Genomic DNA, 26,321 nt, shown 5'->3' with positions numbered 1-26,321 from the left:
CGAGTGCTGTGGCCGCGGCCACAGTGTGCGTCAGCGCGGCATCCGGCGCCAGACCGCGCGCGGCAGCAGGCGCATCGCGAAGAAGACCGGACGGAGCACCCCGGGCACCCAGACGACCCCGCGCCCCTTCCGCAGCGCGGCGACGGTCGCGTCGGCGACCTGGTCCGGCGTGCTCGAGAACGGCGCCGGGCTCATGCCCTCGGTCATCCGCCCGATGACGAAGCCCGGCCGGACGAGCAGCAGGTGGACGCCCGAGCCACCGCGTTTTCGGGGGTCTGGGTGGCGGAGCCCCCGGCCCGGGGCGAAGCCCCGGTTGTCACTGTGGAGGGCGTCGGCGAGGCCGCTCGCGAAGCCGTCGAGGCCGGCCTTCGCGGAGCCGTAGACGTAGTTGGCGCGGCGGACGCGGATCCCGGCGACCGAGGAGAACACGACGAGGCTGCCGTGGCCCTGGGCGCGCAGCAGGTTCGCGGCGTGGGTGAGGACGCCGACCTGGGCGACGTAGTCGGTGTGCACGATGGCGGCGGCGTGGGCGGCGTCCTCTTCGGCGCGGGCCTGGTCGCCGAGGATGCCGAAGGCGAGCACGACGACGTCGAGCGGGCCGTGTTCGGCGGCGACCTTCTCGAGGAAGGGGCCGTGGGCGGCGAGGTCGTCGGCGTCGAAGTCGGCGGTCGCGACGGTGGTGGCTTTCCCGAGGGCCGCGACGGCGGCGGTGAGGTCCGCGCCGGGGCGGGCGGCCAGCACGACCTTGTCGTGGTCGCCGGCCAGGCGTTCCGCCACGGCCAGGCCGATTTCACTGCGTCCGCCGAGTACCAGCACCGTTCCGCTCACGGAGGCAGTCTCCCAGCCCCGGGTGCGCTAGCGTGCCCGGGTGGGGCGCGCACTGGATTTCGAGACTCTCGTCGAACGGCACCGGCGGGAGATCCACGTGCACTGCTACCGGATGCTCGGCTCGCTCGCCGACGCCGAAGACCTCGCCCAGGAAACTTTCCTGCGCGCCTGGAAGGCCCGCGACCGCTTCGAAGGCCGGGCCAGCGTGCGCACCTGGCTCTACCGGATCGCCACCAACGCCTGCCTCGACGTCCTCGCGCGGCGCCCGCGGCGGGTGCTGCCCGACCAGCTCGGTCCCGCCGGCGAACCCGACGGCCCGATCGCCGCCGCCGATCTGCCGTGGCTCGAACCCTTCCCCGACCGGCTGCTCGACGCGGCCGGGCCGGACGCCGTCGCCGTCGAGCGGGAGACCATCGAGCTCGCCTACCTCGCCGCCGTGCAGTACCTGCCGCCCCGGCAGCGGGCCGCGCTCGTCCTGCGCGACGTCCTCGGGTGGTCGGCGAAGGAAACCGCGGAGCTGCTGGAGACGAGCGTCGCGTCGGCGAACAGCGCCCTGCAGCGGGCGCGGGCGACCCTGCGTGAACGACTGCCCGCGCACCGTTCCGAGTGGACGGCCGGCGATCCGACGGCCGAGGAAACCGCGCTGCTCAAACGGTTCATCGCCGCCTACGAGCAGGGCGACCCGCAAGCCGTCGCGCGGCTGCTGCACGAAGACGCCCGCGCCGTCATGCCGCCGTACGAACTCTGGTTCGGCAGCGCCGCGGCGATCGTGCGCGCGCTCTCGCTGTCGATGGACCCCGCGTCGCCGCACTGCGTCGGCCGCTTCCGGATGCGCCCGACGCGCGCCAACCGCCAGCCCGCGGTGGCGACCTGGCTGCGGCGCCCCGGCGACACCGAGTACCGCTGGTTCGGTGTCTCGCTGCTCACGATCGAGCACGGGCTGATCACGGAGCTGGCCGCCTTCGAGTCCGTCCCGGCGGCGGTGTGGGACCTGCCGGAAATCCTGCGTGAATGAGCACGATGACCGCGGGTGGGCGTGAAAAAGCCCGGGCGGGCGATTCAGGGAATCACCCGCCCGGGCACGCACTGATCCGGAAAGTAATTCTTCCGATTCGGTGTTCGCCTTCGAGGCCGCCGGGAAGAGGTCACCGGGCGGCTGGGTCAAGCAGCTCGGTGCCGCTGCGGCGCGGTACGCGCCAGCCGGCGTCGGTCCTCGGCGGTGGTCCCGCCGAAAACACCGTGGTCCAGGCCGTTGTCGAGCGCGTAGCCGAGGCACTCGGCGCGCACCGGGCAGCGGGCGCACACGGCCTTGGCCTGCGCTGTCTGCCGGGCGCCGGGGCCCACCGCGGAGATCGGGAAGAACAGTTCCGGGTCCTCGTCCTTGCAGGCCGCGAGCTCCGCCCAGCCCGTCATCGTGGCTTCCATTTCCTTCGTTCACCTCCCTCTACTACTGCTGTTTCCCATTGTCAGGGCGCGTCAACCGACTTGAAGCTCGCGGGCGCGCGTGCGCATCCGCGTGGGTCAAGGGGGTTTTGGCTTCGGTCCCCGGCTCACCCTCCGGGCAACCAAGACTGCAACACATGAGAGTACGCCCTTCTTCCCGGGATCTCGATGTCGATCACGTCACTCGATCGGCGAGACCGCGCTCCAGCGCGACCCGCACGAGAGCCGCCGCGAAGTGCGCCAGCTCGTCGGGAGCGACCAGTTTCGCGAGCCGCCCGGGCTGTGTCGGCAGGCCGAGCTTTTCGGCCCCCTGCAAGGCTTTCCCGTCCAGCCGCGGTCGAAACTCAGGCCACACGAGCTGCACCTCCCGGCCGAAGATGTCCGCGCCCACCGGTCCGAGCCGCGGCACCTTCCCGAGGAGCCGGGCCAGTGTCCGGAATTCGCCGTTCGCGGCCTCGCGCACCCGTCTCAGGTCGCCGCGGTACTCGTCCAACAGGTACTGCGCGCCCTCGCCGAGCGCCGTGGCGGTCTGTTCGTCGTAGCGCTTGTAGTGCGCCCGGCCGAGGGCGTCCACCCGCTGCTGCCACGTCGAGCGGGCCATGGCCCGCGCCGAGCCCATCCCCGCGGCCCGCAGCTCGCGGGCCGCGTCGACCGCGATGCCCGCCTTGATCCGGGTCGAGAGCAGCACCGACAGCACCAGCAGCCGGTAGAGCGGCGCCGGCTGGTCGGCGAGCTTGATGCCCGCCTCGGCGGCGTACGTCGGGCCTGCCTCTTCCAGCAGGCGCCGGACCGTGTCTCGCTGGGTCATCGGGTTCGGGTACCCGAGATGCCCGCACCCATTCGTCACGGGTCGTCACCGATCCGGAGCAGACCATTACTCCTACCGAGCAGTCTTGATCGAATCGTTACACGTAGGAGTCACCTCGCCGCACTTGTTCTGTGGAGGCGAGGGGTGGTGAGGGGTCCGTGTGCGCTGGCGACGATTTCGACGCGTTCTTCCGCGCCGACTTCCCCCCGCTCGTGGCGTTCCTGTGCAAGGCCGGGTTCGAGGTCGAAACCGCCCGTGACGCCGCCGTCGAGGCGATGCTCCACGCGCTGGAGGCGTGGCCGGTCCCCGAAGACCCGCGGGCCTGGGTGCGCCGCGTCGCCGGCCGGCTGCTCGACGCGGCCGGCGAAGCGCGCGCGGACTGGACGCCCGACCCGCAGGACGACGAGAAGCTGGCCGTCCTGGTCGACCAGCACGCGGGGTTCGTCGACCTGCTCGCCTCCCTGCCCGGCCAGCAGCGGATGGTGCTCGCGTGGTCACTCGACGGCTTCACGCCGACGCAGATCGCGAAAGCGCTGAGCATCGCCCCCGCGACCGTCCGTTCGAACCTCCGCCACGTGCGGGAACGCCTCAGGCGCCACCGGGCCGCACCGCCCGGCGACCAGCGGGACAGGGAAGGGTGAGCACCATGCCGGCAACCGAGTACGGGGATCGGGCGATCACCGAGCTGCTGCGGGAGTCCAACGCCGCGCTGCACGACTCGCTGCGGGTCGGCCTCGACGTGGAGGGCACCCTGCTCCGGGTGCGCAGCCGCGCCCTCGTCCGCGAGATCGCCGCGACGCAGCCACCCGAGGCGTTCCCCTCCCACTGGCGGCGCCACGACGAGCCGGTCGCCGACGCGATCGCCGGCGACGACGCCGCGACCGCCCGCCTGCTCGCCACCATCCGGCCGCTGGTCGTGCGCTACTGCCGCGCCCGCGTCGGCCGGCACGAGCGGTCGTTCGCCTCGGCCGACGACGTCGCCCAGGAGGTGTGCGTCGCCGTGCTCACCGCGTTGCCGTCCTACCGGGACCAGGGCCGCCCGTTCCTCGCGTTCGTCTACGGCATCGCCCAGCACAAGGTCGCCGACGCCCACCGCGCCGCGGCCCGCAACCGCTCCGACCCGGTCCCGGAGATCCCCGACGGCGTGTCCGACGCGGACGGTCCCGAGCAGCACGCCCTGCGGTTCGAGCTCAACGAGCGGCTCGCGCGGCTGCTGGACGTCCTGCCGGCCAAGCAGCGCGAAATCGTCGTGCTGCGGGTGGTTGTCGGGCTGTCGGCGGAGGAGACGGCGGACGCGGTGGGCTCGACGCCGGGCGCGGTCCGCGTCGCCCAGCACCGCGCGCTGGCGCGGTTGCGAAGACTCTTGACGGGCGAAGAGGACTAGCGCCGCACGTAGTCGAGGACGAACTCCTCCAGCGCCGCCGCCGGGCCCTCTTTCGACTCGCGGGCCAGCAGCATGAACTCGATGTCGCCGGGTTCGGGCAGGCCGTCGAGCTCGACCAGGTCGGCGGGCACCAGGCTGCGCGCGTGCAGGGTGACGCCGAGCCCGGCGGCCGCCGCGGCGCGCAGGCCGGTGAGGCTCGACGTCTGGCACGCGGCGCGCCACTCGAGCCCCGCGCGTTCCAGGCACTCGACGGCGAGCTGCCGCGTGATCGACGGCATCGGGTACTGCACCAGCGGCACCGGCTGGCCGGGCTCCAGCACCGTCGCCGCCGAGCCGATCCAGACCAGCGGCTCCCGCCAGAGCAGCCGCCCGTGGTGCGCGCCCGGGCGGCGCTTGCCCAGCACCAGGTCCAGCTGGCCGGCGCGCAGCCGCTGCGCGAGGACGTCCGACAGCTCGACGGTCAGCTCGACGTCCACCAGCGGGTGGCTGCGGCGCAGCCGGTTCAGGATCTCCGGCAGCTCGCCGAGCGCGAAGTCCTCCGAGACGCCGAAGCGCACGCGGCCGCGCAGTTCGGCGCCGCGGAAGTGCCGCTCCGCACGTTCTTCGGTGTCCACGATGGTCTGCGCGAACCCCAGCATCGCCTGCCCGCGCGCGGTGAGCTCGACGGTGTGCGTGTCGCGCGCGAAGAGCAGGCCGCCGGAGTCGCGCTCGAGGCGCCGGACGTGCTGGCTGACGGTCGGCTGGCCGACGCCCAGGCGCCGCGCGGCCGCGGTGAAGCTGCGCGTCTCGGCGACGGCGAGGAACGAACGGCACAGGCGCGGGTCGAGCACGCGGTCACTTTATCGCGATCCGCGATGACAGTCAGTCCGGTCATCGGGGTTCACAATGAACGTCCGGCCGCCGAGAATGGGTGTGGAAGGAGATCCATGTCCCGGTTACGCCTCGACCCGTTCGTCCTCGCGATTCTCGCCACCGTCGGGATCGCCACGCTGCTGCCCGCCTCCGGCGTCGTGGCGGACGGCTTCGGCACCGCCACCACCATCGCCGTCGGGCTGCTGTTCTTCCTGTACGGCGCCCGGCTGTCGACGCAGGAGGCCCTCGACGGGCTGCGGCACTGGCGGCTGCACGCGGTCGTCCTGGCGGCCACGTTCGTCCTGTTCCCGCTGCTCGGCCTCGCGCTCACGCTGCTGCCGCCGTCGGTGCTGCCCGCCGAGCTCGCGGCCGGCGTGCTGTTCCTGGCCGTGCTGCCCTCGACGGTCCAGTCGTCGATCGCGTTCACCTCGATCGCCCGCGGCAACGTCGCGGCGGCGATCTGCAGTGCGTCGCTGTCCAACCTGGCCGGGATCGTGCTGACCCCGCTGCTGGTGGCGCTGCTGCTGTCCGGCGACGGCGCCGGCGTCGACGGTTCGGCCGTCCTCGGGATCGTGCTGCAGCTGCTGGCGCCGTTCGTCGCGGGCCAGCTGGCGCGGCGCTGGATCGGCGGCTGGATCACGCGCAACTCCGCGCCGCTCAAGCTGTTCGACCGCGGTTCGATCCTGCTGGTGGTGTACACGGCGTTCAGCGCGGGCATGACCGAAGGCATCTGGCACCGGCTCGACGTCGTCCCGCTGCTGGTCCTGCTCGCCCTCTGCGGCGTGCTGCTCGCGGCGGTGCTGGCGGCGACGAGCTGGGGCGCCCGCCTGCTGGGGTTCGCGCGCGCGGACCGGATCACGATCGTGTTCTGCGGGTCCAAGAAGAGCCTGGCGAGCGGGCTGCCGATGGCGACGGTGCTGTTCGGGCACGCGCAGGTCGGGCTGATCGTGCTGCCGCTGATGCTGTTCCACCAGATCCAGCTGATCGTGTGCGCCTCGCTGGCGCGGCGGTACGCCTCCGCGCCGGAACTCGTGCCGGCCTGACTTCGCGACCGATGAGTTTTCCGGAGGCCTTCGTCAGTACGTGGTGACCCCCTACACGGAAGGCACCACCATGGCCAAGGTCCTCTACCACATCACGATGTCCCTCGACGGCTTCGTCGCGGCCCCCGGCGACGACATGACGTGGCTGTCCGGCCTGCACGCGGGCCCGAACCCGGTAGTCGAGCGCGTGCTCGCCGGCATCGGGGCGATCGTGATGGGGCACAACACGTACGCCCCGGCGACCACGGCGGAGGGCGAGGTCTACGGCGGCCGGTGGCGCGGGCCGATCTTCGTGGTCTCCCGGTCGGCTGAGCCGTCGCCGGGGTTCACGGTGGTCCCCGAGCTGGAGAAGGCCGTGTCGTCGGCCGCCGAGGCGGCCGGTGACGGGTACGTCGCGGTACTGGGCGCGGCGACGGCCCGGCGGTGCTGGGAGGCCGGGTTGCTCGACGAGGTGCTGGTGCACGTGGCGCCGGTGCTGCTCGGCGACGGGGTGCGGCTGTTCGACCGTGCGGGTGGGGAGGCGGTTCGGTTGGAAGCCGTGGAGCTGAGCTGCTCCGGGCCGATCCTGAACGCCTGGTACCGAGTCCCTTGTGGACAGTAGTGGTCGGCGTGTAACAGCGGGCCGGGGCCGGACGACCCTGGGGGCGTCGTTTCGACGGGAGGGGATCGTCATGGCACGAACCGTGGTGGCCGCGCTGGCCGGAGCAGCGGTGGTGACGGCGGGCGCGGTGGCCTTCGCCGGCGCTTCGTCGGCAGTCGGGCCGTCGCCGGCACCGATCGTCCAAGCGGCTCAGGCCAGCTGCCTCACCGACGGCAACGGCGTCTGCACCGTGACGCACTCGCTCGGCAAGGTGCCGGAGGCGATCCTGGTGTCGCCGAACACGCCGAGCCCGAACAACGCGTTCACGCTCAACACCGTCCTGGGGTCCTACACCGCGAACACGTTCCAGGTGCGGGCGATGTTCAACCAGACCACGCCGAAGACGTTCGGCCAGATCTGGTTCACCTACGCGGCTTACGGCTCGCCGACGGCACCCCCGCCGACCACAACGTCCGCGCCACCGACCACGCCGACAACTCCGCCGACCACGCCGACCACAACGCCTCCGCCGGCCACCACGCAGGACCCGACTCCCACGCCGACCGGCGGCGGCACCTGAGCGGAATCCGCCGCCTCACCGCGGCCGCGGCGACGGCTTTCGCAGTTCCTCCGCGAAAATCCCCTCCATACGCCGGTTCGCGCGGCGCAAAGCGCGCACCGCCACCCGGATCACGTACCCCGCCGCCAAGGCGAGCAACAGCCCCAGGCCGATGGCCGCGAGGTTCGCCACGAGCGCCTCCCGGTACAGGTGCGCCAGGTACCCCAGACCCGCCCCGGCGATGAGTGCGTCCAGCAGCGCCAACCTGAGAGCGCGGGGTTCGTGCGGACCGGCTCGCGGTGCCGTGACCATCGCTCACCCTCCCGCCGTTCCGTTCAGCGGTGACGCCCTTGCAACCTAGACGAGCCTGCGCCACCCGGTGGCCACTTCAACCTGTTTGGCCTACCGGATCTCCCCGGATGGCCGCTGTGATAACTTGAAGCGAACTGGGTCTTCTGTGCAAACGCACATCCCCGAGCCACCAACGCGCCGGGGCCAGGGGGCGGTAGCTCAGTTGGTTAGAGCAGGGGACTCATAATCCCTTGGCCGCGGGTTCGAGCCCCGCCCGCCCTACCCTTTGCTCCTCTCGCTTCGCTCGACTCGCTCGGTTCGCTTCCTCCCTGTGGGGGTGCGACCCCCACACCCCGCCCGGGGGCACGCCCCCGGACCCCCGTCCGTGTGGCCGGGTTGACGTGGTGGCTCCTGCCGGTGTCTACATAGGACGTCGGCCTGCTCGGTCGTAGACCAGGGCCAGCTCTTCTTTCTCGCCCGCTTGCTGGTGGGTCAGGGTCCAGCCTGAGGGTGGTAGGCCGTCGTCGAATACGCGTGGGCCGCCTCCTGTCATCTCCGGGCAGATCATTACCAGGTGGGTGTCTTTCCAGGGGGCCTCTTTCAGCGTTCTTGAGAAGACCACCTTCTCCGCTTCTACCAGCCAGTTTGCGTACGCTCGGTCGCGGGGGTCCGCCTTTTCGTCGGATGCCACCGATGGCCAGAAGCCCAGGAGGCCCTCTGCGTTTCGGCGTCCTAATACCGCCGTTGTCGCTTCCTCCCAGATTCTTGTCAGGTGGCGGCGTGCTACCTCTGTTGTTGCGTAGCGGATGATTGGTCCCATGTCGGCTGGGCCTTCTGGGCCGTGGTAACGGCCGTCCAGCGTTATGCTCAGGTTTGCCGTTACTATTCTGGTCATCCGATCAGCCCTTTCGCTGCGCCAATACCTCGGTCAGGCGGTCCAGCACCTGGGCCCAGCCCGTTTCGATCCCCGCTATCGCCGGGGCCGCCTCCACCGTTGTTGCCGTGATGCGCAAGCCCAGCCGCAAGCGGGTGCCGCCCGGTAGCGGTGTCAGCTCCAGGTCGTAATGGCCCGTGAACGACGCCGGGCCCGTCACCGCCAGGTCGAACGCCAGCCTGCCCGGCTCGTCCGCCACCCGGACCCAGCCTTCGGCTCGGTACTCGCCGTCCGCGTCGCGGTACGTCAGCGCCGCCCGGCCTCCCGGACGCGGCTCCAGGAGACACGTGGTCACCGTCATCGACGGCGGGACCCACCACGACGCCAGCAACGCCGGGTCCGTCCAGTACTTCCAGACGACCTCCCGCCGGGCGGGCAGCGCGCGCTCGAAGCCGAACGCGCGGCCATCCGCCCATCGCTCCCGGTCCGCGGCCGCCGTCTCCGTTTCGACCGCTTCGCGATACCGCGCGACCGCGTCTCGCTCGCCTCGGTGCGCTTCGGTCTCCTTCGCCAGTTCCCCCAGCCGGCCCGCGAACGCCGTCAGCGGCTCGGCTTCGAGCGCGTAGACCCGGCGCTGCCCCAACGGGAACACGGTGACCAGCCCCGCGCGGGCCAGGGTCTGCAGGTGCTTCGTGGTCTGCGGCTGCCGCAGGCCGGTCAGCTCCGCAAGCTCCCCGACCGAGCGAGGCCGCTCGGCCAGGAGCTCGACGAGGCGCCACCGCGCCGCGTCGCCCAGTGCTGCCGCGATCCCGTCCATGCAGGCGAGTATTCACGCAGCAGAATATTCAAGTCAAGGAATACTTTAGGTGAGCCACCGGAGGCCGTAGGCGTAGCCCAGCTGCGGGGCGGTGAACTCCTGCGCGACCTCGCACGCACCGTCCAGCGGCAGCGGCGTGCCCGGCTGGGGTGGGTCGGCGAGCACCGACGGCGGCACCCGGTCCACCCGCCACACCCGCCACGGCAGCCGTCGCGGGTCGAAGCGGACGCGCACGGTGAACGACTCGCACGCCACCAGCGGCACGAACGTGTACGACGGCCGGATCGGCAGGCCGTCCTCGATCCGGACCACCAGCGCATACGTGTGGGTGTCGCCGCGCGACAGCGGCCGCGGGAGGTCGAGCAGCCAGCGGAAGTGCCGCTGCCCCACCCGTTTCGCGTCGGTGATCCGGACGCCGTGCTGGGCGTCGGCGGCCACGTGGCGCTCGCCGTCGTGGCCGTCTTCCAGGCGGGGCACGGTGAACTGGGCGGCGATCCGGCTCAGCCCGTCGCGGGTCGCGACGATCAGCCGTTCCTCGATCAGCTCCGGTTCGGGCGTGTCCAACCGGACGATGGCGCGCAGCCGCTTGACGAACCAGCCCTGGTCGGGGTCCGGCACGTCGTCGCCGGGCTTCGCGGCGGCCTCGATCTCGGCGGCCAGCCTCGCGAACGACCGGTCGATGCGGCGCCGCGCCGTGCGTTCGGACACGCGCAGCTGGTCGGCGAGGACCCCGACCCGGTCGCTGAGCAGGGCGTGCTGCGAGCCGGGCGCGATGCCGAGCGCGACGTTGACCGCGAGCCGGTCGTCGGCCGGGAACTCCGCGATCGCCGCGGAAATCGCGTCGCGCAGCACCCGCCGCGCTTCGCGGTCGTTCGCGGTGCGGTGGATTTCGCACCACCCGGCGACGATCGGCCCGAGCCGGTCGCGCAGCCGATCGGCCTCCAGCCCCCAGCCGCGGCGCAACGTCGTCAGCTCGCGGAGCAACCCGTCCTCGTGTGCCATGGGGTTTCGATTGTGGCACGCGGACTTCCGCGCGATCGGCGGCAGCGTCTGCGCCGATCAGGTGATTCGCCGGAGTGGCCAGCGCGTGGCCAGTTCCGCGGTGATTCGGCCCGCGGGCGGCCTTTGCCCGTTCCCCGGCTGACCGACCATGTCCCGGTCGACGGCATCGGGGAGGACGGGTTGCTCGACACCACTTTTCCGTGCGCGGGACCGGCGGACGTCGACGGCGTCCGCCGGCTGGCCCGCGACGGCAGGCTCGCCGGCTCCGCGTCGGCCGCCCCGCCCGGCGACCTCGCCCGGTTGCGCGGGGCGGTCTACACGGTGGCCTGGCCACTGGTCTTCACACGGATCACCAAACCACTGGAACGGCAGCGGCGGCACCCGGACTGCGCCCGCGGGCTGCACTGGCTGCGGCCGGACTGCCTCGACCGGTTCCACGACGACGTCGAAGCCGTCGTCGAGCACGCACTGCGGCGCGCGACGGACCCGATCGAGAACTTCGACGGCTGGCTGGCGACCCGGCTGAGCCCGGCGACGGTCGACGCGCACCGGCGGCGCCGCGGCGAAATCGGGGCCCTGCAACGGCCCCGGCTGCCGGGCTGGCTGGGCGACGCGCTCGGGCGGGACCCGTGGCTGTGCGACCTCGCCGTGCAGATCCTGGTGTGGGCCGGGGTGCCGGCGACGGCGGGCGCGGAGCTGTGGCCGCTGGACGGCTGGGCCGCACGCCGGGCCGAGGTCACGGGTGCGCCGCCGCCGGGCCGCGACACCCTGGACCTCGAAGTGCGGCAGGTGCTGGCGGCGATGGGCAGGCGGCCGAAGTGGTACGCCGAGCACGTCGAGCGGCCGCTCGGGCACAAGCGGGCCCCGGTGGCGCCGATGCCGGCGGACGGCGCGGCCGAGCCGGCCCCGTTGCAGCTGGTGGGCGAGGAGGAGGCGGACGACGACCGGCTGGCGGGACTGGCCGAGCAGGCACTGCGCGCGATCGAGCGCCGGCTGGACGCCGGAGCGGACCCGCCGACAGCGGTGCGCGCGGTCGTCCGGACGGTGTTCGGAGCCGGCGGCGGTGCGCTCGACCGGTTGCCGCACAACGGATCCACGCTCGACGACTGGCTAGCCACCGCCCTCGCCGACGAGGCCCGGCTGGAGGGGGTCGTCGCGACGGTGCTCGCGATCCTCGGCCGCTGAGGACGGGTGGACGGGCCGGTCCTCGGCCACCCAGCGCACGGGCGCGAGCCAGTCGCCGGCCGAGTCCGGCGCGGCGCAACCGGGTTCGCCCGCCGAGCGCGGGCTCGCGAACCGCCCGCCGTCCGCGGCGGCGGAATCCGGCTGCTCGCAGGCAGCCTCAGCCGCCGAGCGCCGGTGGGCCGGTCGGCCGCCCACTTCGTCGGCCAGCGAACTCAACCGGGCGTCCAGCACCTCGAACAGTCTCTCCCGTGAACACCCCGCGGCGAGCACCCGGATGCTCGCCGATCTCAGCTCCGCCAGCAGCACCTCGCGCACCGCCGCGCGGGTTCTCTCCGCGAGTCTCGTGGGCGGGACAGCTGATCCGGCCACCCCCGCCTCCTTTCGCCCGGCGCCGGGTTCGGCCGGCCCAGCCTTCCCCTGACGGACGGCCTTCACCGCCACCACGACGGCGGTGGCACCGGCAGCCGCAGGGGGCAGCCCGTGTGGCGGCCCGTCCAGCAGTCGGCCAGCCAGCGGGTCAGCGCGACCGGCCCGAGCAGGCTGTCCTCCCACACCGGCGTCAGCTCGCCGGCCCGGCGGAGCATCGTTTCGGCCGTGGCGCAGAAGGAAACGATCGCGGCGACGGCGGCGTCGGCCCGGGCGACCGACCAGGCGACCGCGGCGCCCGGCAGCCGGGCCGGGATGGCCAGGCCGGTGCCGACGGTGCAGTTGCGGGCCAGCTGGAGCGCGAGATCGAACTCGACCGCTTCGGCGTGGAGCTGCCGCGCCCGCCATCGGGGCGAGGCCACGGCGGCGTGCAGCCCGGCGAGCCGAGCGGCGACCAACCCGTCCCACACCGTCAAGAGCACCCCTCGGGTGTCGGCCGGAAGCGCGCCGGCGAGGTCGAGGGTGACGGCGCTGAGCCAGGCACACGGGTCCTTGACTTGACTATCAGCGGCGACGGTCACGGCAGTCAGTCTCGCACCGGAAAGCGCGCCCGGCAGCAAGATGATCATGGATCACCGCAGGACCACCCGGTCGGTGGCGAACCGTTGAGCGGCTGGGTACCACCTTCGGGCACTGCGGGTGACCGAACCGTTACCACTGTGCCATCATGTCGGCGCTCAGTGCCGAGCACGCCCCTCGTCCGCCCTCCCCGAAAGGCCGTCACCGCCGTGATCAAGACCAGCAAGAGCCGGGCCGGCACCCAGCGCGTCACGTTCAGCCTCCCGGCCGGGGCGCCACCCGGACGGGTGAGCGTCGTGGGGTCGTTCAACGACTGGACGCCCGGCCGCCACCACCTGACCCCGCGCTCCAACGGCCGCCGCTCGGCTTCGGTGGACGTCGCGCCGGGCACCGTGCTCCAGTTCCGCTACCTCGGCGAGAACGGCCACTGGTTCGACGACCCCGACCTGCCGGACCGCGCCGACGGCAACTGCGTCTACGCGACGAACTGAGTCAGGACTTCCGGCGCGGCTTGCCCCGCTTCGGGGCGCCGCCGCCGGCCCGGCGGGCAGCCGGCTTCTTCGGCGCCGGCGGCTTGCGCTCCGGGCGCTTCTTCTCCGCCGGCGCCGCCGGCTGCTGCTGGCGGCCGCGCGTGCTGTTGACCGTGCGGCCGCGGACGATGCCAATGAACGTCTCCATCAGCTCCGACGTCTCGTCCTCCGGCCAGGACAGCGCCACGCTCGACTGCGGCGCGTCCGCGACCGTCCGGTACGTCAGGTCGCGGCGGTGGTGCAGGCGGGCCAGGGACTGCGGGACGACCAGCACACCGACGCCCGCCGCCACCAGCTCGATGGCGTCCGCCGTCGTTTCCGGCCGCTCGATCGCCGGCCGGCCCGGGAGTGCCGGCCACTCGATCGTGTCGTCCAGCGGGTGCAGCACGACGTCGTCCGCCAAGTCCGTTGTGGACACTTCGTCGGCCGCGGCGATCAGGTGGTCCTTCGGGACGACCACGACGGTCGTCTCGGTGTAGAGCGGGATCGCGTGGAGGCCGTCGCGGTCGATCGGGGACCGCAGCAGCGCCGCGTCCGCCCCGCGCGAGCGGATCAGCTCCGTCGCGTCCGCGGCGGCGACCGGGACGAGCTCCAGCGGCACGTCCGGCTGCCGCTCGCCCCAGGTCCGCACCCACTTGGCGGGCGTCGCGCCCGGGACGTACGCGAGACGGAACGAGGTCACCGGGTCAGGCTACCGGGCGGGGCGCTGGCTACCCTGGACGGCATGACGTCGCACAAGACCGCCCAGACGATGAAGCCCGCGACCGCGGCGAAGAAGCTGGGTGTGTACCTCGAAGCCACGCCCCCGGAGTTCCAGGAGGGCGTCGTCTCGCGCGACGAGCTGAACGCGCTGCAGGCCGACCCGCCGGAGTGGCTGCGCGAACTGCGCCGCACCGGCCCGCACCCGCGGCCGGTCGTCGCGGCGAAGCTGGGCGTCTCCATCGGCGGCCTCACCCGGGGCGGCATCACCGAGGCGCTCACCACCGAGCAGATCGAGGCGCTCAAGGCCGAGAACCCCGACTGGCTGGTCCGCGAACGCGCCACCCAGGCCGAGGTGCGCAAGGAAACCGTGCGCGTCAAGGAGCAGAACCGCTGACCACGCTCGAAGAGGCCGCGCGCCTCGACGCCGCGGACGAGCTGGCCGCGTTCCGGGACCGCTTCGTCCCGATCACCGACCCCGGCGTCGTCGCCTACCTCGACGGGAACTCGCTCGGCCGGCCACTGCTCGCCACCGCCGAACGCCTGCGGGACGTCGTCGCCGAGCAGTGGGGCGCCCGGCTGATCCGGTCGTGGGAAGAGCGCTGGCTCGAGCTGCCCGAGCGGATCGGGGACGAGCTGGGCCGCGTCGCCCTCGGCGCCGCGCCGGGGCAGACGATCGTCGCCGACTCGACGTCGGTGTGCCTGTACAAGGTGCTCCGGGCGGCCGTCGCGCTGCGGCCGGGCCGCGACGAGCTCGTCACCGACACCGCGAACTTCCCCACCGACCGGTTCCTCGTCGACAGCGTCGCCGCCGAACTGGGCCTGACCGTCCGGTGGATCGAGAGCGCCGAGGACGTCGCCACGGTCACCGGCCCGCGCACGGCGGCGGTCGTGCTGTCCCATGTGGACTACCGCTCGGCCGCGATCGCCGACCTCGCCGGGATCACGCGGGTGGTGCACCAGCGCGGCGGGCTGACGGTCTGGGACCTCTGCCACAGCGTCGGCTCGATCCCGGTCGCGCTGGACGCCGACGGCGCCGACTTCGCCGTGGGCTGCACGTACAAGTTCCTCAACGCCGGCCCCGGCGCGCCCGCGTTCCTCTACGTCAACGCGCGTCACCACGAGGCGTTCGGGCAGCCGATCACCGGCTGGATGGGCGCGGCCGACACGTTCGGGATGGCCGAGCGGTACGTGCCCGCGCCCGGCATCCGCCGCGCGCTTTCGGGGACGCCGCCGGTGCTCGGCATGGTGGGCGTCCAGGAAGGCGTCGCGCTGCTGGCCGAAGCGGGGATCGAGCGGGTGCGCGCGAAGGCGGTCGCGCTCGGGCGGTGGGTGCTCGCCCTCGCCGACGCATGGCTCGTCCCGCTCGGGTTCACGGTGGCCTCGCCGCGGGAGGACGCGCGCCGCGGCGGGCACGTCACCCTGCGCCACCCCGACGCCGAACGGCTGTCCCGCGTGCTCATCGAGAACGGCGTGCTCATCGACTTCCGCCGTCCCGACGGCATCCGTATCGGGCTGAGCCCGCTCACCACGGGGTTCACCGAAGTCCGCGCGGCCATGGAACGGATCCGCGAGCTCGCCAGATAGTAGCCATGTACTTAATAGCCATGTACAGTATCTGGCATGAGCACTCCCGGGCACCTCATCTGGCGGCTCTCCACGAAATGGCGCGTGGCGGTCGACCGCGCGTTGGCGCCGGCAGGCCTCACGCACGCGCAGTACGTCTTCCTGGCATCGCTCTTCGGGCTGGAACGCGCCGGAAACCTCCCCAGCCAGCGGGAACTCGCTGACGAGGCCGGGCTGGAAGCGCTCTACACCTCCAAGCTCGCGCGCTCCCTCGACGCCGACGGCCTGATCGAGCGCACCCGCGACCCCGCGGACACCCGCACCATCCGGTTGCGCCTGACCGCACGCGGCCGCGAGGTCGTCGAGCCGGCGATCGCGACCGTCGCCGAACTGCTCGACCGCCTGCTCGAACCCCTCGGCGGCCGCAAAAGCGACCGCACCGCGGCCCTGAGCCGCGAACTCACGCTCCTGCTCGACACTCCGCTGAAGGACGAGAAATGACGCTGCACCACGAAGAAACCGGCACCGGCACCCCGATCGTCTTCCTGCACGGCAACCCCGGCTCGTCGCACGGCTGGCGCAACGTCCTGCCGCACGTCGGCGCCGGGCGGCTGCTGGCCCCCGACCTGATCGGGATGGGCCGCTCCCCCAAGCCGGACATCGCGTACTCCTTCGCCGACCACGCCCATCACCTCGACGCCTGGTTCGACGCGCTCGGCCTGGACGACGTCGTCCTCGTCGGGCACGACTGGGGTGGCGCGCTGGCCTTCGACTTCGCCACCCGGCACCCGGGCCGCGTCCGCGGGGTGGCGTTCTTCGAGACGATCGTCAAGCCTCTGGCCTGGGACGACGTGACCCCGCAGGCCGCGGACCGCACGCGCAAGATCCGCACGCCCGGCGTCGGCGAGCGGATGGTGCTGGAGGAGAACCTGTTCGTGCGGCAGGCGTTCACCGGCGGCGTGCGCACGCCGGTGGCGGACCTCGAGCCGTACCTCGCGCCGTTCCCGACGCCGGAAAGCCGCCGCCCGGTGCTCGCGTGGGCGCGGCAGCTGCCGCTCGGCGGCGAGCCCGCCGAGGTCGTCGCGCGCGTCGAGGCCTACGACGAGTGGCTGGCCACCAGCACCGGGACGCCGAAGCTGCTCATGACGTTCGAAGGCTCCCCGACGCTGCTCATCGGCGAGAAGGTGGCGCGGTGGTGCCGGGAGAACATCGCGGCGCTCGACGTCGTCGCGTGCGGGGAAGCCGGGCACCACGCCCAGGAGGACCGGCCGAAGGAGATCGCGGCCGAGATCTCGGCCTGGCTGGACCGGCACGGCCTCCGGTGAGTCAGCGGTGCCGCAGCGGCGGGGTCGCGTCCACGCCGAGGACGCGGGCCGCGAGCCACGCCAGCGCGTCCGCGGTGCGGGCCGGCGTGTCCGACGGCTGCATCACATGGCTGAGGACCGTGCGGACGACGAGGTCGATGACCACGGCGAGCTGCTCGCCGGTGAACGGCGGGTCGTAGGCCGCCACCCGGGCGGTCAGCATCCCCTTCGCCTGCGTCAGCAGCGTTCCCGCCTCCGTCGTCAGCAGCGGCAGCAGCTCCGACGCCGTGCCGTGGGTGGCGGAGGCGATCGCGCGCAGCAGCGTGTTGTCGTCGGCCAGTTCGAGGACCGCGCGGACGGCGTCGTAGATCGCCTCGACCAGGTCGTCCTCGTGGCGGTCGAACGCCGCGGCGACGACCGAGAGGAACCGGCCGAGCTCGTGGGTGACCATCGCTTCGGCCAGCGCCGCCTTGGAGCCGATCTCGTTGTAGACCGTCTGGCGGCTGACGCCGACGACCTCGGCCAGCCGGGCCATCGTGACCGCCTGCCAGCCCGACCGCGCGGTCAGCTCGATCGCCGCCGTGATGATCGGCTGCCGGTGCTGACCACCTTCGGGCGCCGCCGGAAGTGCCGCACTCATGATCGCCATTCTAGGCGGCGCCCGCGAAGGCCAGGGCCTCAGCCCAGGGCGCCCGGGCGGCGACGCGGCGGCGGTACTTCATGATCTCGCGTGGCCGGTCGACGGTGAGCGCGCCGGCGATCCGGTCGCCGCGGCGGTAGAGCGTCACCCCGCCCGCGGACACCACCTCGTCGGCGTGCGGGGTGCCGACGAACTGGATGCGCCGGCCGTACCAGTCCGACCAGAAGTACGGCACCGCTTCGAGCGGGCGGGCCGCCGCGGGCTCGAGCGCGTGCCGCGCGGCGGCCGCACCCTGCTCGGCCGCGTTCGTCCAATGCTCCAGCCGCATGCCGAGGCCGTCGAAGAGCGGGTTCGGCACGTGCGCGACGTCACCCGCCGCGTAGACGCCCGGCGGGCCGGCCGCCAACGTCGCGTCGCACACGACACCGCGGTCGCGCTCGTGCAGCGTCAGCCCGCTGCCTTCGAGCCAGCCGGTGGCCGGCACCGCGCCGATGCCGGCGACGACGAGGTCCGCGGGCAGGACTTCGCCGCCCGCCAGGTGCACGCCGCCCGCCAGGTGCACGCCGCCGGCCGCGACCCCGGTGACTTCGGTGGCGAGCCGCAGCTCGGTGCCGGCTTCGCGGTGCAGCGCGGCCAGCTCCGCCCCGGCCGTCTCCCCCACCGCGCGGGCGAGCGGGACGGCCGACGCTTCGACGATCGTCACCGGCAGGCCGCGCTTGCGTGCCGCGGACGCCACTTCCGAGCCGATGAACCCGGCGCCGATCACGACCGTGCGCGCACCGGCGTCCAGCGCGGCGCGCACCGCGACGGCGTCCTCGGCCGTCCGCAGCGTGCGCGCGCCGGGGAGGGTTCGCGCGGTCGCGCCGGTGGCGATGACCAGGGCGTCGTAGGACACCGCTGTGCCGGCGACCGTCACCTCGCGCGCGTCGGTGTCCAGGCTTTCCGCGGACGCGCCCAGCATCAGGTCGACGCCGAGTTCGTCCCGCAGCACCGTTTCCGCGTGGAACGGTTCGACGCGGCGCGGGCCATCCGCGTCGAGGAACGCCTTCGACAGCGGCGGCCGGTCGTAGGGCAGGTGCTCCTCCGCGCCGACGAGGACGATCCGGCCGCGGTACCCGGTGCGGCGCGCGGACTCCACCGCGCGCAGCCCGGCCAGCGAGGCACCCACGACGACGAGGCTCATGTCAGCTTCAGCGCGAGGACCGGGCAGGCGTCCACCGCCGCGGCGACGTCCTGGCGGTGCTCTTCGCCGGGCTGCTCGTCGAGCACGACGACCGTGCCGTCCTCGCCCACCTCGAAGAAGTCCGGCGCCATGGCCTCGCACATGCCGAGGCCGTCGCACTTCGCGCGGTCCGCGTCGATCCGCATCACGCACCCACCCGGCCCGGCGCGACGAAGTCGACCTTCTCGCGGACGCCGCAGTCGGGGCAGCACCAGGAGTCCGGGATCGCCGACCACGGCGTGCCGGCCGGGAAGCCCTCGCGCGGGTCGCCGAGCTTCTCGTCGTAGACGTAGCCGCAGCCCGGGCACATGCCGCCTTCGGTGGCGTCGCCGTGGGTGTCGGCGTGCTCCGGGACGGTGGCCGTGACGCGGGTTCCGTACCGCGCAAGGATCTTTTCGCGCTTCGACGGCTGGATGTTCGCGCGGGAGATGTCACCGTCGAAGTGGGCGAGCACGCGCGGGTCCATCACCCGGCGCCACACCGGCGGGACCAGCGCGAGCACGATCATCCCGGCGTACCCGGTGGGCAGCACCGGCGACTCGGCGAAGTCGCGCAGCGTCTGGTAGCGGCGGGTCGGGTTGGCGTGGTGGTCGCTGTGCCGCTGCAGGTGGTAGAGCAGGACGTTGGTGGCGATGTTGTTGGAGTTCCAGCTGTGGCTGGGATCCACGCGCTCGTAGCGTCGCTTCCCCTCCGTGCCGACGCGCTGCCGCAGCATGCCGTAGTGCTCCATGTAGTTGACGACCTCCAGCAGCGAGAACCCGATCACGGCCTGGATCACCAGGTAGGGCAGGACGCCGGCGCCGAGCCACGCGACCATCGCGGCCCAGAGGACCGCGGACATCAGCCAGGCGTTGAGGACGTCGTTGCCGAGCCGGAACGGGTGCTTGTCCCGGCGGGCGTAGCGCTTGCGCTCCAGGCGCCACGCGGACTTCAGCGAGCCGAAGACCGTGCGCGGCCAGAAGCGGTAGAAGCTTTCGCCGACGCGGCTGCTCGCCGGGTCCTCCGGCGTCGCGACGCGGACGTGGTGACCGCGGTTGTGCTCGATGTAGAAGTGGCCGTAGAAGCTTTGCGCCAGCGCGATCTTCGACAGCCAGCGCTCGTGGCTCTCCTTCTTGTGGCCGAGCTCGTGCGCGGTGTTGATGCCGATCCCGCCGATGCAGCCGATGGAGATCGCGAGCCCGACCTTGTCGGCGACGGTGAGGTTCCCGCGGGCGATCAGCCAGAACGCGGCGACGAAACCGACGTACTGGATCGGCAGGAACGCGAAGGTGATCCAGCGGTAGTAGCGGTCGTTCTCCAGCCGTTCGAGGACGTCGTCCGGCGGGTTGCTGCGGTCCAGCCCGGCGCCGAGGTCGATCAGCGGCACGACCACGAGGATCACGAACGGCCCGATCCAGAACCAGGCGCCCCACCCGGTGGCTGCGTGCAGGCCGATCGCGAGGAACGCCAGCGAGGGGACGACCAGGCCGATCAGCCAGAGGTAGCGCTTGCGATCGCGCCAAAGCTCAGTGGACCCCGCGGGCACGGTTCCGGTCATGACACCCTCCTCCGTTGGCTGGGTTTACAGAACTGTAGGTGATGTCGAGTGTGCTTGACAATAGCTCGTCCGATGTAAAATCTGCGGCGCTCGCTGCGCCGGTGGCAGGCGTCGTGACGGTGTGGATCAGCGGCGGCGACCCAGCCGGAGTCCGCGAACCACGGCGGCCATTGCCGAGATGCGGCGAGGAGTGAACCGGGTTTCGGCCGTCAGCTCGGGACGGGCTCAGCCGAGGAGGTCGTGCGGATCCCGGACCGCGAGGGCTTCCGCGTCCGACACCCCCGTGCGCTCGGCAACTCGACGCCGCGCCCGCACCTCCGCCGACTTGCGGGGCCGGAACTCCGGCTCGCGACCACAACCGCACGGCTCGAAGCCGTCGTACGCCAACCCGGCCGCCAGTACCGCGGCGACCGCGGCCCAGCCCGAACCGTCGCGACGCGGGGGCGCGGCGAAGTCGTGGCCGGCGAAGACCATCGGCGCCCGGCACTCGGGACACCGGTGCTCTCCACCATCCCAGGCGTGCTTGCCACTCCGGCGGCACGGCACGCACACGTAGTGGACCTTGTAGACGGTCTCGGCGTACCGGCACATGCGCGGTACGCTACGCGGCCGGCCGGCACGGCTTCCAAGCCTTTTCCGGCCCGCGGCACACCGCTCGTGACGAAGATCATCTTCCCCGCGCACCATGACTCACCGTCGCCCGCGACCACGGTCCGAACCGGACTCGCGGGCAACCGCGTTGCCCTTCATTCCCACGCCGCGAACGCTTCGGCGCGGCGAACCGGACGAATTCACTTTCACCCGTTCGGCCCAGCGTGCAAGACGCCGAAATGCAGCTCGGGGCCGTTACCAGAGGAAATGGGGGTAATCAACCGGACGCGGTCGGTAAACACCGTTCGCCGTCCGGCGGACAACCGTCCGGACGCCGGGTCAGCGGCACCGCCTCCTCCTGGTTCGTGGTAAAAAACGGACCCTGATCGATTCCGCGGCAACACGGAGGGTGAGGCGAAGACGGGTGACGGCGGCCGCTGTGTCCCATCGTCGTGTCCGCTTCCTCGTCCGGGTCCGGAGTTTTCGCCGACCGTCACTCAGGAGTTCGTGAACCGCCGTGCTGAACAAAGACGCCCAGGACGAGTCGGACAAGCCGTACGACAAGTCGATCCGCAAAAGGCTGACCAGGACCGTTCTCATTCCCAGCGTGACCCTGCTGGTGCTGTGGATCGCGGTCTCCTCCTACTTCCTCTTCAACGGCGTTTACGTCCGGCTGGTCGCGGCGTCGGTGCGCGAGGTGTCCATCCCCGCCGCCTCCGCGCTCGCCGAGTTCCAGAAGGAACGCCAGTCCGCGCTGCAGTACCTGGACGACCCCGCGCTCGGCCCGGGCCGGCTCCAGCAGCAGCAGAAGGCCACCGACGAAAAGCTCGGCGCCCTGAAGGACGCGTTCGCCGCGACGATCTCCAACGCGCCGGACGAGATCGCGGCCAAGGTCAACGCGCTGAAGTCCCAGTTCGACCAGCTGCCCGTGCTGCGCTCGCAGATCTCCTTCCGCAGCATCGACCGCGCGCAGGTCAACGGCTACTACAACGGCGTGATGGACACCGCGTCCAACCTCTTCGACACCCAGGCCCGCGTCGTGCCCGACGCCGAGGCCGCGACCGGCGGCATCACCGCGACCTCGGTGTTCCGCGCCGGTGACGCCATGTCGCGCGAGACGTCGCTCGTCTCGACGGCCTTCTCGGCCGGCACCTTCGCCCCCGACGACTTCGCCCAGTTCGCGCAGCTGTCGGGGACCTACCGGACGCAGCTGACGCAGATCGAGCCGTTCCTCGACCCGAGCGTCCGCGACAAGTACCGGGCCCTGACCAAGAGCACCGCCTGGCAGCAGCTGGCCACCGCCGAGCAGGCGATCGTCAAGCACGGCCCGTGGTCGCCGAGCGAGCAGAACACCGTGCCGGTGTCCGAAACGGACTGGCTGAACGCGACCACCCAGGTCGCCCAGGGCCTCAACGACCTCGCGATCACCCAGGCGGACAAGGTCTCCGCGGCCGCGATCGACTCCGGGGACGCCCAGCTGCGCAACGTCATCATCGGCAGCATCCTGGCGCTGCTCGCGTCGCTGGCGGCGATCATCGTCGCGGTGCGGGTGTCCCGCTCGCTCGTCGACCGCGCGCTGATGACGCGCCTCGCGCGGCTGCGCAACGACTCCCTCGACCTCGCCCGCAACCGGCTGCCGAACATCGTGGAGCGGCTGAAGAACGGCGAACCGGTCGACCTCTCCGAAGAGCTCCCGCAGCTCGACCACGGCCGCGACGAGATCGGGCAGGTGGCCGAGGCGTTCAACACCGCCCAGCTGACCGCGGTCAACGCCGCGGCGAGCGAGGCCAAGGCCCGCAGCGGTGTGCACAACGTGTTCCTCGGCATCGCCCACCGCAACCAGGTCCTGGTCCACCAGCAGCTGCAGATCCTCGACGAGATGGAAGCCCGCGAGGACAACTCGACGCAGCTGGCCTCGCTGTTCCAGCTCGACCACCTCGCCGCCCGCGCCCGCCGCACCACCGAGAACCTGATCATCCTCGGCGGCAAGCAGCCGGGCCGCCGCTGGCGCAAGCCGGTGGCGCTGATGGAGGTCCTGCGCGCGGCCGTCTCGGAAACCGAGCAGTACGCGCGGGTCCAGGTCGAGCAGGTACCCGACGTCGCGATCGTCGGCGCCGCGGTGGCCGACACCATCCACCTCGTCGCCGAGCTGGTCGACAACGCGACGTCGTTCTCGCCGCCCGGGTCGCCGGTCGAGGTGACCAGCCGCAAGGTCGCGCGCGGGGTCGTCGTCGACGTGTCGGACCAGGGGCTAGGCATGAAGGACGGCGTCCGCGAGTGGGCCAACTCGATGATGGCCGAGGCGCCCGAGTTCGACGCGATGGCGCTGCGGGCCGACTCCAGCCTCGGCCTCTTCGTGGTCGCGCGGCTGGCGGCGAAGCTCGGCATGACCGTCACGTTCGACCCGTCCCGCTACGGCGGCCTGCGCGCCACCGTGCTCATCCCGACCCAGCACCTGGCCGGACAGCAGGGGAACGTCCCCGAAGAGCCCGGCTCCTCCCCGGCGGAGACCACCGCGGTCCTGGCCCCGGTGGGCGCACCCGCGCCGCAGGCAGCAGAAAGCTCACCCGGTTCCATGGACACGCCCAGCTCGTTCAGCGGTCAGATCCCGATGAAGCGGGACACCAAGCCGAGGCCGTACCCGGCCCGCGCGCTCACCCAGCCCGACGCGCTGCCCGAGGTGCCCGCCGCGGCGCCGCCGGTCGCGGAACCGCCGGCCGCCGAGGCGCCCGCGACGCCGCCCCCGACCGCCGACGACCGGCCCCGGCTGCCCCGGCGCGAACCCCAGCAGAACCTCGTCGCCCAGCTCGAACACGAACCCGACGAAGGCGACGAGGACGTCGTCGCGCCCGGTGAGGGGACCGCGCGGACCCTCGCCGCGTTCCACAAGGGCACTCGCCGGGGCCGGGTGGTCGGGTCCGACGACGCGTAAGTCCGCGACAGCACATCGAATGTCCACAGAGGAAAGTCAAGGTCTCTGACGCATGAACGAGTACGGGAACCCCAAACCCGATCTCAACTGGCTGCTCGACGACGTGGTCAACCGCGTGGTCGGCGCGCAGAACGCCATCGTGCTGTCCGCCGACGGGCTGCTGATCGGCAAGTCGGCCGGCATGGGCAAGGACGACTCCGACCAGCTGTCGGCCATCGCCTCCAGCCTGCAGAGCCTGGCCAAGGGGGTGAGCAAGCAGTTCAACCGCGGCCCGGTGCTGCAGAACATGATCGAGATGGAACGCGGCTACCTGTTCGTCTCGGCGGCCGGGCAGGGCGCGTGCCTCGCCGTGCTGGCGGCGGACGACGTCGACGTCGAGATGATCGCGTACGAGATGAGCCGCCTGGTCAAGCGGGTCGGCGACTACATGGTGTCGGCGCCGCGCGAGGCGGCGCAGATCCTGCGGGAGGCCACATGAGCGGGGACGAGAGCTGGTACGACGAGGCCGCCGGGCCGCTCGTCCGGCCGTACACGATCACCAGCGGCCGGACGCCCGCGGACAACGCGCGGCTGGACCTGTCCACGCAGGTGATGACCCTGCGCTCGGAACAGGAGCCGGCCGGGCTGGGCCCGGAGCACCAGGCGATCGTGCAGCTGTGCCGGCACCCGGTGTCCGTGGCCGAGATCGCCGTCTACGTGAAGATCCCGCTGGGGGTCGTGCGCGTGCTCGTCGGCGACCTCATCGAACGCGGCCTCGTCATCACGCGCTCCCCTGCCCACCACCCGGCGCAGTCGCCGGACCTCGAAACACTCCAGGCGGTTCTCGATGGCCTCATCAAGTACTGACGAACTGGTCCCCACGCCGGTCAAGATCATCATCGCCGGCGGGTTCGGCGCCGGGAAGACCACCATGGTCGGGTCGGTCAGCGAGATCCCGCCGCTGACCACCGAAGAGGTGCTCACCGAGGCGAGCGCCGGGGTGGACGACCTGTCCGGCGTGGAGCGCAAGACCACGACGACGGTCGCGCTCGACTTCGGCCGGATCACGATCTCGCCGCGGCACGTGCTGTACCTGTTCGGGACGCCAGGACAGGCGCGGTTCTGGTTCATGTGGGACGACCTCGCGCGCGGCGCGATCGGGACGATCGTGCTCGTCGACACCCGGCGCCTGGAGACCAGCTTCGCCGCGATCGACTTCTTCGAGCGCCGGAAGATCCCGTTCGTCGTCGCGGTGAACTGCTTCGACAACTCGCCGCGCTACACCGCGGACGAGATCCGCGAGGCCCTCGTCGTCCCCGACCGGGTGCCGATCGTCATGTGTGACGCGCGTGACAGGGACTCGAGCAAGCTCGCGCTGATCCGGTTGGTCAAGCACGCCATGACGGTGGTGCCCGCGCCGGTCTGAGACCTGCGGTTTGTCCGGTCCGTGTCCGGCTCGGACGGCGCCGGTGTCCGATGTGTCCGAGCGTGTCCACGTCGGACACCGGCAAACCCACATGGCGCAATTGGTTGGACCACCCGGGTGCAGCTTTTTAGTTGAGCAAGCATCAAACTGATAGCATCCGGTCGTGACGAGTCGTGAGCCGGAGTTTCCCGGATATATAAGGGAAAACTACCCGCCACAGGGTCGTCTCTTCGGTGACTTCCTGTGCGGGCTTTGGTCTACCGCGTGTGATGCGCTCGGGGTTCCGGTGGAGCAGTCCGTCCGGACCACGCGGATGCTGCGCGCGCTGCTGCCGCCGTGGGCGCACGAACGGATCGGCGCCGTGCCCGCCCAGCCGTCCTATGTGGCGGACGACGGGTTCCCCGCCGAGATGTCGGTGAACTGGTCCGGAGCGCACCCCGAGCTGCGGGTGCTGTTCGACGGGCTCGGGCACGCCGTCGCGCCGCCCGCGGAGAGCGGTTTCCGCAGGCTGCACCGGGTGCACGAGACGTTCACCGTGCGCGGGGGCCGCCCGTCGCCCGCGCCCCTGTGGCACTCGATCGCCTGGCGCCCGCCGTCGCGGATCGTCCACAAGACCTACTTCGGCCTCTACCCGTGGCCGCACGCTCACCGCGAGCTCGCGGTCGCCGAGGCGATGGACCGGCTCGGCATGGCCCGCGCGTGGGACGACGCCCGCCGCCGGGTCGAAACCGTCGACGGCAGCCGGGAAATCGAGTTCTTCGCGGTGGACCTGGCCGACGAAGCCGAGGCGCGGGTCAAGGTCTACTACCGCAACCACGGCGCCGGGCTCGCCGACGTGAACCGCGTCGCTTCGGTCGCGCTGCGCCACGACGCCGAAGACGCGCGCGCCGCTTACCAACTCCTGGCCGGCGACCGGGAAGACGCTGGTGAGGCGGCGTTGAGCTGCCTGGCGTTCCGGTCCGGACTGGACCGCGCGGCCGAGTCCACGACCTACCTGCGCCTGCCGGATCTCGCTGCCAGTGACGAAGAAGCCGTCGAACGGACGGCCGCGCTGCTGCACCGCGAAGGCGTCGACCCCGGCCGGTTCCGCCTCCTCACCGCCGCGCTGGCCCCGGGACCGCTGACGGAGACGCGGATCCTCGAGCTGGTGAGCTACCGCACAGCGGGCCGCCGCGGCGACGTCACCACGTACTTCCGGTTCCCCGTGTACGACCGGTCGCTCGCGCCTGTTGATCTTGCTTAGCGTGGCAGGAAAGATGATCTCCCGAAGCACCACGGTAAGGA

32 protein-coding genes and 1 tRNA gene are annotated in these 26,321 nt (G+C 72.1%); 18 read left to right on the top strand and 15 right to left on the bottom strand.

Going from position 1 to position 26,321, the window contains the following annotated elements:
• Positions 1-30: 30 nt before the first annotated feature.
• Positions 31-828: an SDR family NAD(P)-dependent oxidoreductase gene (locus ACIRSS_RS41055; RefSeq protein WP_400905015.1), complete on the bottom strand. Its 798-nt coding sequence runs from the start codon at positions 826-828 to the stop codon at positions 31-33.
• Positions 829-868: 40 nt separating this feature from the next.
• Here ACIRSS_RS41055 and ACIRSS_RS41050 point away from each other — a divergent pair, with 40 nt between their 5' ends.
• Positions 869-1,843: an RNA polymerase subunit sigma-70 gene (locus ACIRSS_RS41050; RefSeq protein ID WP_400905013.1), complete on the top strand. Its 975-nt coding sequence runs from the start codon at positions 869-871 to the stop codon at positions 1,841-1,843.
• Positions 1,844-1,989: 146 nt separating this feature from the next.
• Here ACIRSS_RS41050 and ACIRSS_RS41045 read toward each other — a convergent pair whose 3' ends face one another.
• Both ACIRSS_RS41045 and ACIRSS_RS41040 read right to left on the bottom strand, forming a co-directional pair.
• Positions 1,990-2,253, bottom strand: coding sequence for a WhiB family transcriptional regulator (locus ACIRSS_RS41045; RefSeq protein WP_086679434.1), 264 nt, complete (start codon positions 2,251-2,253; stop codon positions 1,990-1,992).
• A 193-nt stretch (positions 2,254-2,446) separates the two neighbouring features.
• A complete protein-coding gene (locus tag ACIRSS_RS41040; protein WP_400905008.1) occupies positions 2,447-3,079 on the bottom strand; it encodes an endonuclease in 633 nt (210 codons plus the stop codon).
• Positions 3,080-3,237: 158 nt separating this feature from the next.
• On the opposite strand from ACIRSS_RS41040, the gene ACIRSS_RS41035 reads away from it, so the two are divergent.
• Both ACIRSS_RS41035 and shbA read left to right on the top strand, forming a co-directional pair.
• Complete coding sequence (locus tag ACIRSS_RS41035; RefSeq protein ID WP_400905006.1) at positions 3,238-3,720, top strand: RNA polymerase sigma factor; 483 nt, start codon at positions 3,238-3,240, stop codon at positions 3,718-3,720.
• Positions 3,721-3,866: 146 nt separating this feature from the next.
• The gene (gene shbA / locus ACIRSS_RS41030) at positions 3,867-4,463 is read left to right on the top strand and encodes an RNA polymerase sigma factor ShbA (protein WP_400905896.1); all 597 of its coding nucleotides are present in this window, start codon (positions 3,867-3,869) and stop codon (positions 4,461-4,463) included.
• Here shbA and ACIRSS_RS41025 read toward each other — a convergent pair.
• Positions 4,460-5,293: a LysR substrate-binding domain-containing protein gene (locus tag ACIRSS_RS41025; RefSeq protein WP_400905004.1), complete on the bottom strand. Its 834-nt coding sequence runs from the start codon at positions 5,291-5,293 to the stop codon at positions 4,460-4,462. The two genes, shbA and ACIRSS_RS41025, sit on opposite strands and share 4 nt — an antisense overlap.
• A 96-nt stretch (positions 5,294-5,389) precedes the next feature.
• Between ACIRSS_RS41025 and ACIRSS_RS41020 the strand changes: the two genes are divergently transcribed.
• The 3 genes from ACIRSS_RS41020 (at position 5,390) to ACIRSS_RS41010 (ending at position 7,518) form a co-directional block, all read left to right on the top strand.
• Positions 5,390-6,358, top strand: coding sequence for a bile acid:sodium symporter family protein (locus tag ACIRSS_RS41020; protein ID WP_400905001.1), 969 nt, complete (start codon positions 5,390-5,392; stop codon positions 6,356-6,358).
• A 40-nt stretch (positions 6,359-6,398) separates the two neighbouring features.
• Positions 6,399-6,959, top strand: coding sequence for a dihydrofolate reductase family protein (locus ACIRSS_RS41015; protein WP_400905000.1), 561 nt, complete (start codon positions 6,399-6,401; stop codon positions 6,957-6,959).
• Between the two features lie 70 nt (positions 6,960-7,029).
• Positions 7,030-7,518, top strand: coding sequence for a hypothetical protein (locus ACIRSS_RS41010; protein WP_400904997.1), 489 nt, complete (start codon positions 7,030-7,032; stop codon positions 7,516-7,518).
• A 15-nt stretch (positions 7,519-7,533) separates the two neighbouring features.
• Here ACIRSS_RS41010 and ACIRSS_RS41005 read toward each other — a convergent pair whose 3' ends face one another.
• On the bottom strand, positions 7,534-7,761 hold the full coding sequence (locus tag ACIRSS_RS41005; RefSeq protein ID WP_400904995.1) for a hypothetical protein: 228 nt from the start codon (positions 7,759-7,761) through the stop codon (positions 7,534-7,536).
• Positions 7,762-7,996: 235 nt separating this feature from the next.
• Between ACIRSS_RS41005 and ACIRSS_RS41000 the strand changes: the two genes are divergently transcribed.
• Positions 7,997-8,070: transfer RNA gene (locus ACIRSS_RS41000), tRNA-Ile, on the top strand.
• 617 nt (positions 8,071-8,687) lie between these two features.
• On the opposite strand, the gene ACIRSS_RS40995 is transcribed toward ACIRSS_RS41000, so the two are convergent.
• Together ACIRSS_RS40995 and ACIRSS_RS40990 are read right to left on the bottom strand one after the other, a co-directional pair.
• Positions 8,688-9,479, bottom strand: coding sequence for a metalloregulator ArsR/SmtB family transcription factor (locus ACIRSS_RS40995; protein ID WP_400904992.1), 792 nt, complete (start codon positions 9,477-9,479; stop codon positions 8,688-8,690).
• Positions 9,480-9,524: 45 nt separating this feature from the next.
• Entirely contained in the window at positions 9,525-10,481 is a 957-nt protein-coding gene (locus ACIRSS_RS40990) for a hypothetical protein (RefSeq protein WP_400904989.1), read from the bottom strand.
• Positions 10,482-10,604: 123 nt separating this feature from the next.
• On the opposite strand from ACIRSS_RS40990, the gene ACIRSS_RS40985 reads away from it, so the two are divergent.
• Positions 10,605-11,666: a hypothetical protein gene (locus ACIRSS_RS40985; RefSeq protein ID WP_400904986.1), complete on the top strand. Its 1,062-nt coding sequence runs from the start codon at positions 10,605-10,607 to the stop codon at positions 11,664-11,666.
• Here ACIRSS_RS40985 and ACIRSS_RS40980 read toward each other — a convergent pair.
• Complete coding sequence (locus tag ACIRSS_RS40980; protein ID WP_400904983.1) at positions 11,592-12,035, bottom strand: hypothetical protein; 444 nt, start codon at positions 12,033-12,035, stop codon at positions 11,592-11,594. The two genes, ACIRSS_RS40985 and ACIRSS_RS40980, sit on opposite strands and share 75 nt — an antisense overlap.
• Before the next feature lie 62 nt (positions 12,036-12,097).
• Complete coding sequence (locus ACIRSS_RS40975) at positions 12,098-12,613, bottom strand: hypothetical protein (RefSeq protein WP_400904979.1); 516 nt, start codon at positions 12,611-12,613, stop codon at positions 12,098-12,100.
• Between the two features lie 207 nt (positions 12,614-12,820).
• On the opposite strand from ACIRSS_RS40975, the gene ACIRSS_RS40970 reads away from it, so the two are divergent.
• On the top strand, positions 12,821-13,102 hold the full coding sequence (locus tag ACIRSS_RS40970) for an isoamylase (protein ID WP_400904977.1): 282 nt from the start codon (positions 12,821-12,823) through the stop codon (positions 13,100-13,102).
• Between the two features lies 1 nt (position 13,103).
• Here ACIRSS_RS40970 and ACIRSS_RS40965 read toward each other — a convergent pair whose 3' ends face one another.
• Positions 13,104-13,823, bottom strand: a complete 720-nt coding sequence (locus ACIRSS_RS40965; RefSeq protein WP_400904975.1) for a LysR substrate-binding domain-containing protein — start codon at positions 13,821-13,823, stop codon at positions 13,104-13,106.
• Positions 13,824-13,865: 42 nt separating this feature from the next.
• Between ACIRSS_RS40965 and ACIRSS_RS40960 the strand changes: the two genes are divergently transcribed.
• The 4 genes from ACIRSS_RS40960 to ACIRSS_RS40945 are packed head-to-tail and all read left to right on the top strand — an operon-like array spanning position 13,866 to position 16,731.
• Entirely contained in the window at positions 13,866-14,237 is a 372-nt protein-coding gene (locus ACIRSS_RS40960; RefSeq protein ID WP_400904968.1) for a DUF5997 family protein, read from the top strand.
• Positions 14,234-15,427 carry a kynureninase gene (locus ACIRSS_RS40955; RefSeq protein ID WP_400905893.1) on the top strand — a complete coding sequence of 398 codons (1,194 nt, stop codon included), beginning with the start codon at positions 14,234-14,236 and terminating at the stop codon, positions 15,425-15,427. Before ACIRSS_RS40960 ends, ACIRSS_RS40955 begins: the two co-directional genes overlap by 4 nt.
• A gap of 36 nt (positions 15,428-15,463) precedes the next feature.
• Positions 15,464-15,907, top strand: coding sequence for a MarR family winged helix-turn-helix transcriptional regulator (locus ACIRSS_RS40950; RefSeq protein ID WP_400904966.1), 444 nt, complete (start codon positions 15,464-15,466; stop codon positions 15,905-15,907).
• Entirely contained in the window at positions 15,904-16,731 is an 828-nt protein-coding gene (locus ACIRSS_RS40945; protein ID WP_400904964.1) for a haloalkane dehalogenase, read from the top strand. The genes ACIRSS_RS40950 and ACIRSS_RS40945 overlap by 4 nt, the downstream gene beginning before the upstream one ends.
• 1 nt (position 16,732) lies before the next feature.
• On the opposite strand, the gene ACIRSS_RS40940 is transcribed toward ACIRSS_RS40945, so the two are convergent.
• From ACIRSS_RS40940 to ACIRSS_RS40920, 5 genes are all read right to left on the bottom strand, one after another.
• Positions 16,733-17,359 carry a TetR family transcriptional regulator gene (locus tag ACIRSS_RS40940; protein ID WP_400904961.1) on the bottom strand — a complete coding sequence of 209 codons (627 nt, stop codon included), beginning with the start codon at positions 17,357-17,359 and terminating at the stop codon, positions 16,733-16,735.
• Position 17,360: 1 nt separating this feature from the next.
• On the bottom strand, positions 17,361-18,533 hold the full coding sequence (locus ACIRSS_RS40935) for an NAD(P)/FAD-dependent oxidoreductase (protein WP_400904959.1): 1,173 nt from the start codon (positions 18,531-18,533) through the stop codon (positions 17,361-17,363).
• A complete protein-coding gene (locus ACIRSS_RS40930) occupies positions 18,530-18,718 on the bottom strand; it encodes a ferredoxin (RefSeq protein WP_400904956.1) in 189 nt (62 codons plus the stop codon). The genes ACIRSS_RS40935 and ACIRSS_RS40930 overlap by 4 nt, the downstream gene beginning before the upstream one ends.
• Entirely contained in the window at positions 18,718-20,109 is a 1,392-nt protein-coding gene (locus ACIRSS_RS40925) for a fatty acid desaturase (RefSeq protein ID WP_400904954.1), read from the bottom strand. Before ACIRSS_RS40925 ends, ACIRSS_RS40930 begins: the two co-directional genes overlap by 1 nt.
• A gap of 225 nt (positions 20,110-20,334) precedes the next feature.
• The gene (locus ACIRSS_RS40920; protein ID WP_400904952.1) at positions 20,335-20,700 is read right to left on the bottom strand and encodes a hypothetical protein; all 366 of its coding nucleotides are present in this window, start codon (positions 20,698-20,700) and stop codon (positions 20,335-20,337) included.
• Positions 20,701-21,217: 517 nt separating this feature from the next.
• Here ACIRSS_RS40920 and ACIRSS_RS40915 point away from each other — a divergent pair.
• The 5 genes from ACIRSS_RS40915 to ACIRSS_RS40895 all read left to right on the top strand — a co-directional run bounded on the left by ACIRSS_RS40915 (position 21,218) and on the right by ACIRSS_RS40895 (position 26,280).
• Complete coding sequence (locus ACIRSS_RS40915) at positions 21,218-23,632, top strand: nitrate- and nitrite sensing domain-containing protein (RefSeq protein WP_400904949.1); 2,415 nt, start codon at positions 21,218-21,220, stop codon at positions 23,630-23,632.
• 52 nt (positions 23,633-23,684) lie between these two features.
• Positions 23,685-24,110: a roadblock/LC7 domain-containing protein gene (locus tag ACIRSS_RS40910; RefSeq protein ID WP_364461841.1), complete on the top strand. Its 426-nt coding sequence runs from the start codon at positions 23,685-23,687 to the stop codon at positions 24,108-24,110.
• Positions 24,107-24,478 (top strand): DUF742 domain-containing protein, encoded by a 372-nt coding sequence (locus tag ACIRSS_RS40905; protein ID WP_086680729.1) that lies wholly within the window; start codon positions 24,107-24,109, stop codon positions 24,476-24,478. Before ACIRSS_RS40910 ends, ACIRSS_RS40905 begins: the two co-directional genes overlap by 4 nt.
• A complete protein-coding gene (locus ACIRSS_RS40900; RefSeq protein ID WP_400904946.1) occupies positions 24,459-25,037 on the top strand; it encodes a GTP-binding protein in 579 nt (192 codons plus the stop codon). The genes ACIRSS_RS40905 and ACIRSS_RS40900 overlap by 20 nt, the downstream gene beginning before the upstream one ends.
• A 286-nt stretch (positions 25,038-25,323) precedes the next feature.
• A complete protein-coding gene (locus ACIRSS_RS40895; protein WP_400904944.1) occupies positions 25,324-26,280 on the top strand; it encodes a hypothetical protein in 957 nt (318 codons plus the stop codon).
• Positions 26,281-26,321: the final 41 nt, after the last annotated feature.

Source organism: Amycolatopsis sp. NPDC101161 (assembly GCF_044768185.1).
In the GTDB taxonomy this organism is placed as follows: Bacteria; Actinomycetota; Actinomycetes; order Mycobacteriales; family Pseudonocardiaceae; genus Amycolatopsis.
The sequence above is the reverse complement of the archived record's forward strand: the minus strand, read 5'-3'. Positions and strand labels throughout refer to the sequence as shown.

Coding starts and splice junctions, on each gene's coding strand:
- ACIRSS_RS40920 (WP_400904952.1), bottom strand. CDS start 20,700: ATGTGCCGGTACGCCGAGACCGTCTACAAGGTCCACTACGTGTGCGTG.
- ACIRSS_RS40910 (WP_364461841.1), top strand. CDS start 23,685: ATGAACGAGTACGGGAACCCCAAACCCGATCTCAACTGGCTGCTCGAC.
- ACIRSS_RS40995 (WP_400904992.1), bottom strand. CDS start 9,479: ATGGACGGGATCGCGGCAGCACTGGGCGACGCGGCGCGGTGGCGCCTC.
- ACIRSS_RS40900 (WP_400904946.1), top strand. CDS start 24,459: ATGGCCTCATCAAGTACTGACGAACTGGTCCCCACGCCGGTCAAGATC.
- ACIRSS_RS40905 (WP_086680729.1), top strand. CDS start 24,107: ATGAGCGGGGACGAGAGCTGGTACGACGAGGCCGCCGGGCCGCTCGTC.
- ACIRSS_RS40960 (WP_400904968.1), top strand. CDS start 13,866: ATGACGTCGCACAAGACCGCCCAGACGATGAAGCCCGCGACCGCGGCG.
- ACIRSS_RS41045 (WP_086679434.1), bottom strand. CDS start 2,253: ATGGAAGCCACGATGACGGGCTGGGCGGAGCTCGCGGCCTGCAAGGAC.
- ACIRSS_RS40930 (WP_400904956.1), bottom strand. CDS start 18,718: ATGCGGATCGACGCGGACCGCGCGAAGTGCGACGGCCTCGGCATGTGC.
- ACIRSS_RS40925 (WP_400904954.1), bottom strand. CDS start 20,109: ATGACCGGAACCGTGCCCGCGGGGTCCACTGAGCTTTGGCGCGATCGC.
- ACIRSS_RS40940 (WP_400904961.1), bottom strand. CDS start 17,359: ATGGCGATCATGAGTGCGGCACTTCCGGCGGCGCCCGAAGGTGGTCAG.
- ACIRSS_RS41040 (WP_400905008.1), bottom strand. CDS start 3,079: ATGACCCAGCGAGACACGGTCCGGCGCCTGCTGGAAGAGGCAGGCCCG.
- ACIRSS_RS40935 (WP_400904959.1), bottom strand. CDS start 18,533: ATGAGCCTCGTCGTCGTGGGTGCCTCGCTGGCCGGGCTGCGCGCGGTG.
- ACIRSS_RS40990 (WP_400904989.1), bottom strand. CDS start 10,481: ATGGCACACGAGGACGGGTTGCTCCGCGAGCTGACGACGTTGCGCCGC.
- ACIRSS_RS41020 (WP_400905001.1), top strand. CDS start 5,390: ATGTCCCGGTTACGCCTCGACCCGTTCGTCCTCGCGATTCTCGCCACC.
- ACIRSS_RS40945 (WP_400904964.1), top strand. CDS start 15,904: ATGACGCTGCACCACGAAGAAACCGGCACCGGCACCCCGATCGTCTTC.
- ACIRSS_RS40950 (WP_400904966.1), top strand. CDS start 15,464: ATGAGCACTCCCGGGCACCTCATCTGGCGGCTCTCCACGAAATGGCGC.
- ACIRSS_RS41010 (WP_400904997.1), top strand. CDS start 7,030: ATGGCACGAACCGTGGTGGCCGCGCTGGCCGGAGCAGCGGTGGTGACG.